Origin of the sequence: Paracraurococcus lichenis (assembly GCF_030657435.1) — a bacterium.
In the GTDB taxonomy this organism is placed as follows: Bacteria; Pseudomonadota; Alphaproteobacteria; order Acetobacterales; family Acetobacteraceae; genus Paracraurococcus; species Paracraurococcus lichenis.
In genome coordinates this window covers 1-9,536 of the sequence record NZ_JAUTWS010000123.1, presented here as the reverse complement: position 1 = coordinate 9,536, position 9,536 = coordinate 1, and the positions used below count along the sequence as shown (strand labels likewise).

The following is a 9,536-nucleotide window of genomic DNA, read 5'->3' as shown; positions in this document are numbered from 1 at the left end:
GCAGCAAGGCACAGCTCAAGCGCGCCGCCATCGGCCACGTGCGCCGATTGTCGAAGCTGCCCGACCGTGTCCGCAGCTTCTTCGGGCACAAGACCTTCCGCTACGCCGCATAGCTCAAGATCACCCAGGCCGGATCAATAAGTGCAGCTTCCATGTTGCTCATCACATGCCTCCCATGCCCCGCAGGTGCTCCTCCATCAGGGCATCGGCCGTCCGCTTCTGCTCGTCGGACAGCGCGGCGTAGAGGGGACGTGCCGCGGCCTGGACGGCGCGCATCGCGTCGGCCTGGGCGGTGAGCAGCGCGATCCGGCGCTCCATCTGCTCCGGCGCGGGCGCCGCGGCGCCCTGCTGCATGGCCTGGGTAACGGCTTGCCGCAGCCGCCCGGCGGCGGCGCGGACCGCATCGGCAAAGGCGTTCCACTGCGGCTGCTGCGCATCGGTGATGCGGAGCTCGGCCCGGTAGTAGGCGAGCTGCCCCTCGATGCGCTCGAACGGACGCATGGCATGCCGGGTGGCCATCTGCCGGTGCATCATCTCCATCATCCGGCTCATGTCGCCGCCCATCATCCCGGCCGCGCCGCCTGGCTGGCCGCCGGGCGTGCCCTGCATCGGCATGGCCTGGCCACCCATCATGCCCGGCATCCCCCGTTGCTGCGGTGCCGGACCGGGCGTTGGAGCAGGAGCAGGAGCCGCAGGCGTCGCGCCGTCGGGGTGGTGGCTGTCGTGCTCCTGGTTCGGCGGGGTCTGGGCCGCGACGGGCTCCCCGAGGACCAGACCCAGGGCGAGCGTCGCCGCGGCCACACGGGCCACGAGGCGGTTGGAGTTCGTCATGATGTCCTCCGCAGTTCCTGGACGAGCCGGTTCAGTGCATGTGTTCGGCATGGCCGTGGGCGCCGTTCCGTGCGGCCTCCCTCTGCGCAGCAGGCTGGGCGCTCGGCATCGTCGGCGTGCGTTCCGCCGCCTGGCCCTGCCCGGAGGCTTGCGGAGCGGCCTGCGGCATTGTCACGTCGGCATGCCCGCCATGGCCGCTCCCGGCCGCCGCCCCGCCAGCGGGCTGCGACGCATGTGCGCCATGCTGCATCCCCTCCATGCCGTGGATCATGGAGGCGTCCACCCGCACCGCGTCGGGGTTGCCGGGATAGGCCGCGATCACGCGCCGCATCAGCGCGATCTCCTGGCTCTGGTCGGTGATGATGTCCACGTTCATCAGCCCGAGGAAGCCGTTCCGGGCCTCGGAGTTGGCGTGGTAGGCGCGCGCCATGTCGAGCGCCGCCTGGTGGTGGATCGTCATCCCCTTGGCGAACTGCACGTCCCGCGCGGTCACCGGCGCGCCGGGATCGGCCAGCGCCGCCGCCGGGCCCGGGATCGGCGACCGCTGGAAGGTCCGGAGCTGCGCCAACCCCTCCGTCGCCGAAGGCTGCAGCGAGATGCGCGTGAAGCCCAGGTTCAGCACGATGGGCGGGCGGTCGAGGTTGCGCGACACCTCGTCGAGCACGCCGATCTCGAAGCTCTGGTTCCGGATGATGGCCACCGCGAGTGCCTTCAGCACCGGGCTGCTGGCCTGCGTGTCGGCCAGGTAGTCCCTGGCCATGGTCAGCGCGCCGGCGTGATGCGGCCGCATCCCGGCGACGTAGTCGCGGTCGGCCCTGAGCGCGGCCGGGTTCGCGGGCTCGTACCAGGTGCTCGGCACGGGCGCGACGGTCGGGTCGTAGCCCTCCTCGATGGCGGCGCGGGCGGGCGTAGCGGTGGCGAAGGCCAGTCCGGCGGCCGCGGCGAGCAGGCAGGCTCGGAATGTCATGGTCTCGATCCTCCTCGGTGGGGGCGACCGCGTGCTGTGCGCGGCCGCGCAACCGCGCCGACTGTCAGTGGGTGGGGTGCGGACCCTGGTCGGCCGCCATCGCGTCGCCGGCGATCAGGGTCGGGTCGAGCATCCCGGCGATCATCGCCACGTGGGCGGTGAGCAGGAACAGCGCGACGAAGGCGACATGCAGCTTCATGCGCTCATGCTCGGAGCGGTCGCGGCCGATGATGCCGAGTTCGAGCAGCGCCACCCCGCCCAGCGGCACGATGCCGAACAGGTAGAAGCCGACCGCGATCACGTCGATCGGGCCGCGCCAGCCGCCCGCCAGCGTGAGCGGGATGGCTGCGGTCACCATCAGGGTGGCGAAGACGATGGCGAAGTAGCCGCCTGCCAGGATGGCGGACCAGCGGTTGACGGTGCGGACCGGTCCCACGGCGTCGTGCCGGAAGAGGACGGCAAGCTCGGTGATGGCCAGCGTCTCGGCCAGGATCACCGGCACCGCCATGAAGAGCAGCAGGTTCCAGGGCTGGTTGGTGGCCAGCAGCTCCATGTAGTGGGTCATAGTCATGGATGTCGTTCCCCGGATGGGATCAGGTCGTAGGGCGTCACGGGGCCTGCGCGCGGGGCGCCCGGCGCGGGCCGACACCGACCAGGGGAACGGAGGTTCGGGCGCCGGGCGGTCCCGCCGGCGTCTGGGCCGAACCCTGGCCGGTCAGGCCAGGGCGCGCGGCGGATGCATGGGCGGGTCCACGCCGATGCCGTCCGGCGCAGGCGGCGGCGCGGGCCCGGTGACGCGCGCAAGGGGCAGGGCCAGTCGCAGAGCGGGCGGCATGGGCGGGACGGCGACGTTGGCCGGGCACTGCGCCGAAGTGCAGCAACCCGGCATCTGCTGGTCGCCGGGGTGCCGGTCTGCCTGGCCATCGTCGTCGTGGCCCGCAAGCGCGTGGTCCAGCGTGGCCTCCTCACCATGCCCGAGGCAGTCATGGACATGGGCGTGGCCCGCGGGCTGGGCGTGGAGCTGCGCCGCGGAGGCATGCCGCATGGGGGCGCCGGGCAGGACGAGCAGTGCCAGCGCGAGCAGCGCCGCGATCGCTCTCCTGAACCTGCCCGTACCCCTCGGCATCCCCACCAACTCCATCACCCCTGGATCGCCGCTCGTCCCATTCTACGCCACGCATCCGGCGTGGCGTTGATGGGCATCAACCTCGTGGCCATCGGCCCTCCAGGGAGGCTCAGCCGCGCCTGTTGTCCGAAGATGGGGCTTCCCACCGTGGTAGGGTCAAGGGGCGAGACACAACAATCGATGGCCTGGCCAGTCTTGACCTTCCAACCATGGGAAACCCGAACTTCCGCTGCTGACATACCGAGGGACCTGCCGCGTTGCAGGTTGGAACGGAGGCGGCGAGCATGAGCGGGCAGCACGGCAGCCACGGGCACCACCATCACCACGACCACGGCAACCCGACCGCGGTCGCCGACGCCAACCAGGTCACCGACCCGGTTTGCGGGATGAAGGTTGACCCGACGACCTCCAAGCACCGTGTCGAGCATGCCGGGCAGACCTTCCACTTCTGCTCGGCCGGGTGCCGGGCCAGGTTCGAAGCAGATCCCGGCAAGTACCTGAAGCCCCACGAGGCCATTGCGCCGACCCGGCCGCCGCGGAAGGGCACCATCTACACCTGCCCCATGCACCCGCAGATCCGCCAGGAGGGGCCGGGCAACTGCCCGATCTGCGGCATGGCGCTGGAGCCGTTGGAGGTCGCGGCCGAAGCGGGCCCCAATCCAGAACTCGTCGACATGACGCGGCGCTTCTGGATCGGGCTGGCGCTGACGCTGCCGGTCTTCGTGCTGGAGATGGGCGGGCACGTCCCGGCGCTCGGCCTGCACCACCTCGTGCCGCCGCGGATCTCGACCTGGGTGCAGTTCGTGCTGGCGACGCCGGTCGTGCTCTGGGCCGGGTGGCCCTTCTTCGTGCGCGGCTGGCAGTCGGTGGTGAACCGCAGCCCGAACATGTTCACCCTGATCGCGCTCGGGACGGGCACGGCCTATCTCTACAGCCTGGCCGCCACCTTCCTCCCGAGTGCCTTCCCGGAAGGCGTCCGGGGCATGGAAGGCATGGTGCCCGTCTACTTCGAGGCGGCGGCCGTCATCACCGTCCTGGTCCTGCTCGGGCAGGTGCTGGAACTCCGCGCCCGCGAGGCGACCGGTGGCGCCATCCGCGCCCTGCTGAATCTGGCGCCGAAGACGGCGCGGCGCATCCGGCCGGATGCCGCGGACGAGGAGATCACCCTGGCCGAGGTCCAGGTCGGCGACCGCCTGCGGGTGCGGCCCGGCGAGGGCGTGCCGGTGGACGGCGTGGTGCTCGAGGGCCGCGGGGCGGTGGACGAGTCCATGGTCACCGGCGAGTCCATGCCGGTGGAGAAGGCGCCGGGCGACAAGGTCATCGGCGGCACCGTGAACGGCATCGGCGGCCTGGTCATCCGGGCCGAGAAGGTGGGCTCGGACACCATGCTGTCTCGGATCGTCGCCATGGTGGCCGACGCCCAGCGCAGCCGGGCGCCGATCCAGCGCATGGCCGACATCGTCTCCGGCTACTTCGTCCCGGCGGTCATCGCGGCCGCGGCGCTGGCATTCCTCGCCTGGGCGGTCTGGGGCCCGTCGCCGGCGCTGTCCTACGCCCTCATCGCGGCGGTGTCGGTGGTCATCATCGCCTGCCCCTGCGCCCTCGGCCTGGCGACGCCCATGAGCATCATGGTCGGGGTCGGCAAGGGTGCCCAGGCGGGCGTGCTCATCCGCAATGCCGAGGCGCTGGAGCGCATGGAGCGGGTCCAGGTGCTGGTCGTGGACAAGACGGGGACGCTGACCGAGGGCAAGCCGAAGGTGGTGGCCGTGGTCCCGGCGCCGGGCCTCGCCGAGGCCGAGATGCTGCCGCTGGCGGCCAGCCTGGAGCGCTCGAGCGAGCACCCGCTGGCGGCCGCCATCGTCGCGGCAGCGAAGGAGCGCGGCATCGCCGTTGAGGAACCGGGCGACTTCGCGTCCGTCACCGGCAAGGGTGTCACCGGCACCGTCGGCGGGCGCCGGGTGGCGCTGGGCAATGCGCGGCTCATGGCCGACCTCGGCGTGGACCTGGGCGGGCTCGCGGCCAGGGCGGACGAACTCCGGCGCGACGGCGCCACGGCGCTGTTCCTGGCGGTGGACGGTGGGCCGGGCGCGGTCATCGCGGTGGCCGATCCGGTGAAGCAGACCACGCCCGCGGCGCTGGAGAGCCTGCGGACGGACGGCATCCGCATCGTCATGCTGACCGGCGACAACCGCACCACGGCCGAGGCGGTCGCGCGCAGGCTCGGCATCCAGGATGTCGAGGCCGACGTGCTGCCGGAGGACAAGCATCGCATCGTCCGCGGGCTGCGTGCCGAGGGCCAGGTGGTCGCCATGGCGGGCGACGGCGTGAACGACGCCCCGGCGCTGGCCGAGGCGGATGTCGGCGTGGCCATGGGCACCGGAACGGAGGTGGCCATGCAGAGCGCGGGCGTGACGCTGGTGAAGGGCGACCTGGCGGGCATCGCCCGGGCGCGGCACCTGTCGCGCGCGGTGATGCGGAACATCCGCCAGAACCTCTTCCTCGCCTTCGTCTACAACACGCTCGGCGTGCCGCTGGCGGCGGGCGTGCTGTACCCGTTCCTCGGCCTGCTGCTCAGCCCCGAGGTGGCGGCGCTGGCTATGGCACTCAGCTCCGTGTCGGTGATCGGCAACGCCCTGCGGCTGCGGACCATCCGGCTATGACTCGCTGGTCAGAATAGCCCAGACGCCCGCACGACCCTGTTGTTCGGTGCTGACCCGGAAGCAGGCGATGCAGCGCGTCGCCCCCGTTGAGGAGGGATGGCGGCAGGCGGGACAAGATTCGATACGCCCATGATGTTGTATTCGCAGATTCGTTTTCAACCGAGAGCTTATCGCTGATCCAGCCGCTGGTGTGGCAAATGACCCGCATTCGCCGCCACGTACCATTTCTGTTCATTCGCGCGCGCGTTGGTGCGTACTGGCACCGTCCCCCCTCCGGCATGCGCGAACCCCGGCACGGGGAAGTTGGCTCGGCTGGCACAGGGAGCATGAGCCCCGCCTTCGCGCGACCGACGCGACGCAGGCAGGGAGAGCCACTCGGAAACGGGGGGGGGTGGCACGAGGCTGTACCGGCGTCTGCCATACCTGCCGCGACATACACCTGGAACGGCAGGGTCAAGAACCAGCACCTTTCGGGTCAGTCGGGGGTTCAAATCCCTCACCCGGCACCAGCAGAGCTGGAAACCGGCCTGCAAGCTGAACCTCAGGCAGATCAAGGAGCTAGCAAGGGGCGGTTGGGATACGACACGGGATACGCTGCCGTGAGTGTTCTCCGTATGAGCCGTCCAATCCGCCGCGCCAGTGGCGATTTCGCCTTCCGAGCCCGAGTCCCGGCAGACGTCCAGGCCGTGGCAGGCAAAAAATTTTACAGTGTCGCCTTGGTCACGAAGGACCCGGCCGAGGCGAAACGCCGCCACCGCGAGGAGGAGGCGATTTTCACCGCAAAGATCGCTGAATGGCGTAGACAATCAAACCGCGTCGACCTGACGCGGGAACAAGCAACCGAGATTGCTGCAAGGTGGGCCGCCGCCCTGAAAACGGGAGCCATCCAATGGGATGCTGCCGGCGGAACGGTGCCCGCCTTGGCATCGCCGCAATCAGAAGGCAGCACTGAGCATCCGCCCCTTGAGGGTGACAGCTTCGAAGCGCGGTTAGCAGCGCACGTTATGCAGGCGTTAGCACTCGCCGGCCTGACCGCCACCGATAGCGGTTGGCGGCTTCTTCGGGACATCATGGTGCCCTTGGCACGGCGCGCCCATGTCGAGGCCGGTTTGAGAGCTTGGGCTACACCGGGAACACTCGATAGAGCCGCCGCTGCAAAGCGCGGCGTGTTGGAGCCGATCTCCCTGTCGATTGAGCCTCGCAGCCCTATCCAGCCGTCCCCTGGCTCGCGCCCTGCCACTCCCAACCCGCCCGCGCAACACGGCCCCACGGCGCGCGAGGGCGTTACCTTCGACGAACTGATACGCGGGTGGTCACGCATCACCGCTGCCAAACCTCGGACGGTCGACGACACCCGGATGATTCTGAACTCGCTCAAAAGATTCCTCGGGCATGACGACGCCGGCGCAGTGACGACGGCCGCTCTGAAGCGGTGGCGCGACGATGCCCTGGATCGGGGGCTGACCAACAACACCTTCAACAACCGGCTCTCGATGATTCGGCAGGTGTTCGCCTGGGGTGTGAAGGACGGCCAATTGCCATCCGATCCGACCGAGGGCCTGCGCCTGCCCAAGAGCAAGAACGCCCAACGCTTCCCCTACTCGGACGAGCAGATGGTGCAAATCCTGTTAGCATCGCGGTCCGAAAAGGCGGCGGGACGGCGGTGGGCGCATTGGATCATGGCCTTCACCGGGATGCGGGCTGGCGAGGTGTTGCAGTTGTCCGGAGCGGACGTGCGACAGGACCCCGCAACGGGGGTCTGGTACATCGCCGTCAACGAGGACGACGAGGGCAAGAGCGTCAAGAACGGGCAGACGCGCCATGTACCCCTTCACCCGGCGTTGATCTGCGAAGGTTTCGTGACCTTCGCTCAGACTGTCGCAGCAAGTGCCCCCCTGTTTCCCGACAAGAAGTGCGACAAGTTCGGGCGGCGCGGAGGGCGGGCCTGGAACTACGTCGGCAAATGGATACGCGAGACGGTGGGGATAACCGACGAACGGCTCGCCCCCGACCATTCCTGGCGTCACCGAATGGAGGATGAACTGCGGGCCGCTGAGGTGCCTTCTGACGCGCGCAACGCCATCGTGGGACACGCGGACCAGTCGGTCGGCCGGGTATACGGACTGCGTGGCGAGTCCCTGGCCCGCCTGTACCGCGAGTTGTCCAAGGTGCAGGTGCCAAAGGGCCTCTTTCCGGAGGATGCGGCGCCGGTTCACGCTGTGCCGCGTCTCGTTCACGCGATGTAGTACAGGCAGTGCAGGGACCGCGTTTTTGATTCGTTCGGCAGCCTGCTGCACCTTCCCGGCTCATGATCGACGCCGACGGAGTCTCGGTTCCAGTCGGCCCGCCCGGCTGGCTGAACACTGGAATCTTCGGGCTGAAAATCGCCGAGGCGCAACGCGCGCTAAGTTGGGGCAAGGATGCCCTGGCGGCCACCGAGGCGACGAGCCTCATATTGCAAGCTCGGTATCCCGCGCTGACATGCACGATGGTCGCCCCTGACGGCCGTCGCATAGTGGTTTACGCTAACGCTTGCTACCCCCGCCCAACGTCCGAGAAGGGCGGCTTCCGGACCTTCGTGCAGGCCGGGAAGGTCGGCCTGCTGGCGCAGTCCGGGGACCTCAGCATCGGCGGGGTCATTACGCAGATCGTCAGCGGTGGTGCAGGCGGCGCCATCCTCACGGCGATCGTCGGCGCCCTCAAGGCCAGAGCCGCCTGACCTACTATACCAAGCACCAGCATTGGTGTGGTCAGCCCAGGTTGTCGCGGAAGCCGTCATCCGGCACCCGGAATCGCGGGATGTCCGGCAGTAGGAGCGGCAACCAGGGAGGGCGCTCCGCCGAGGGCGGCCATAGGCTCGGACCCGGCCTCCTTAGGTCCAGCGGTCGGCCGGACGCGCTGGCGTCCGTCGGCCGGGGCGCGTGGCAGGCCCCGAGAGGGAGGAGCGCGGCGAGCAATGCCACGGCTGCCACACTATGCCTCAGCTTGCGGTTTGCCTTGGCGGGATGCCGCTGTACCATGCAACAGTCCGTTCGGGTCAGCGGTGCTTGCCGAGGATGCGGTTGTCCTCGACCACGAGCAGGATGCAGCACTCCCCACCGCCGGCCAGGTCAATCTCCGGGGAGAGATCGCACTCGTCGTCAGCCTTATTGTGCCGGCTTGGGTGCAGTTGAAAAATCCGCGGGCCCCACACCGATCGGGCAAGGGGGCAAACGTCTGTTCAGTTCAAGATCGCCCAAGCCGGCGCAATAATGACCTTCAACGGCCCGCCCGGCCTCTACTGCGCGTGGCGACTCAGCGGCGTGACCGCGCCAAAGTCTCCGAAGGCATCTCTCCGAACGTCTCGCGGTAGTCATGCGCGAACTGGCCGAGGTGCCAGAAGCCGTGCGCCAGCGCGACGGACTTCACCAGCGGCATTGGCCCATCGATTGATCGCAGTGCGGCGCGGACCATGCCCATGCGCCGCAGCTTGAGGAAGCGGTGCGGAGTGACGCCGAAGACGGCTCGGAACGCTTCCGCAAGGCCGGATGCCGAAGTACCGATGGCGTCGCAGAGTTCCTCCGTGTAGATCGGCCGGTCCATGTGGATGCGGAGATACTCGTCCGCTCTCAGGACGGTGCGCCGTCGTGTCTGAGTGCTGTGCGGAAGGCGAATTTCTGTATCCGCCTCGGACACGACGAGGTTGTGCGCCGCCTTGAGCAAAGCTTCCCGCAATGCATAGCGCGGCTGCTCGGCGTCGAAGATGCCGGGGACGGTGCTGGCCGTTGCTCTCGCCGCAATGATGATTCGCTTGGCCTGATCCCAGACGGGCGGACGGGCCTGTAGGAAGGCGGAACATTCCCGCTGGAGCAGCCTCGATTGCGCTGGAGGTTCGAGGAGTTTCTCCACCGCCTCAGAGGGCAAAATCAGCGTCGCAAAGCTGGTGGGTCTCGAACTAACACGAAGGAGGTCC

8 protein-coding genes are annotated in these 9,536 nt (G+C 68.9%); 3 read left to right on the top strand and 5 right to left on the bottom strand.

The features are described from left to right. Positions 1-162: 162 nt before the first annotated feature. The 4 genes from Q7A36_RS36215 to Q7A36_RS36200 form a co-directional block, all read right to left on the bottom strand. Positions 163-831 (bottom strand): Spy/CpxP family protein refolding chaperone, encoded by a 669-nt coding sequence (locus Q7A36_RS36215; protein WP_305108661.1) that lies wholly within the window; start codon positions 829-831, stop codon positions 163-165. Between the two features lie 31 nt (positions 832-862). Beyond that, the gene (locus tag Q7A36_RS36210; protein ID WP_305108660.1) at positions 863-1,798 is read right to left on the bottom strand and encodes a DUF305 domain-containing protein; all 936 of its coding nucleotides are present in this window, start codon (positions 1,796-1,798) and stop codon (positions 863-865) included. Positions 1,799-1,862: 64 nt separating this feature from the next. Next, on the bottom strand, positions 1,863-2,369 hold the full coding sequence (locus Q7A36_RS36205; RefSeq protein ID WP_305108659.1) for a DUF6803 family protein: 507 nt from the start codon (positions 2,367-2,369) through the stop codon (positions 1,863-1,865). Positions 2,370-2,513: 144 nt separating this feature from the next. Further along, positions 2,514-2,924 (bottom strand): hypothetical protein, encoded by a 411-nt coding sequence (locus Q7A36_RS36200; RefSeq protein WP_305108658.1) that lies wholly within the window; start codon positions 2,922-2,924, stop codon positions 2,514-2,516. Between the two features lie 284 nt (positions 2,925-3,208). Between Q7A36_RS36200 and Q7A36_RS36195 the strand changes: the two genes are divergently transcribed. The 3 genes from Q7A36_RS36195 to Q7A36_RS36185 all read left to right on the top strand — a co-directional run bounded on the left by Q7A36_RS36195 (position 3,209) and on the right by Q7A36_RS36185 (position 8,303). Then, on the top strand, positions 3,209-5,584 hold the full coding sequence (locus Q7A36_RS36195) for a heavy metal translocating P-type ATPase (protein ID WP_305108657.1): 2,376 nt from the start codon (positions 3,209-3,211) through the stop codon (positions 5,582-5,584). 614 nt (positions 5,585-6,198) lie between these two features. Next, a complete protein-coding gene (locus tag Q7A36_RS36190) occupies positions 6,199-7,830 on the top strand; it encodes a DUF6538 domain-containing protein (RefSeq protein ID WP_305108656.1) in 1,632 nt (543 codons plus the stop codon). A gap of 62 nt (positions 7,831-7,892) precedes the next feature. After that, entirely contained in the window at positions 7,893-8,303 is a 411-nt protein-coding gene (locus Q7A36_RS36185) for a hypothetical protein (protein WP_305108655.1), read from the top strand. A gap of 575 nt (positions 8,304-8,878) precedes the next feature. Here Q7A36_RS36185 and Q7A36_RS36180 read toward each other — a convergent pair. After that, the coding region (locus tag Q7A36_RS36180) for a helix-turn-helix domain-containing protein (protein WP_305108654.1) at positions 8,879-9,536 on the bottom strand (658 nt) is incomplete at its 5' end.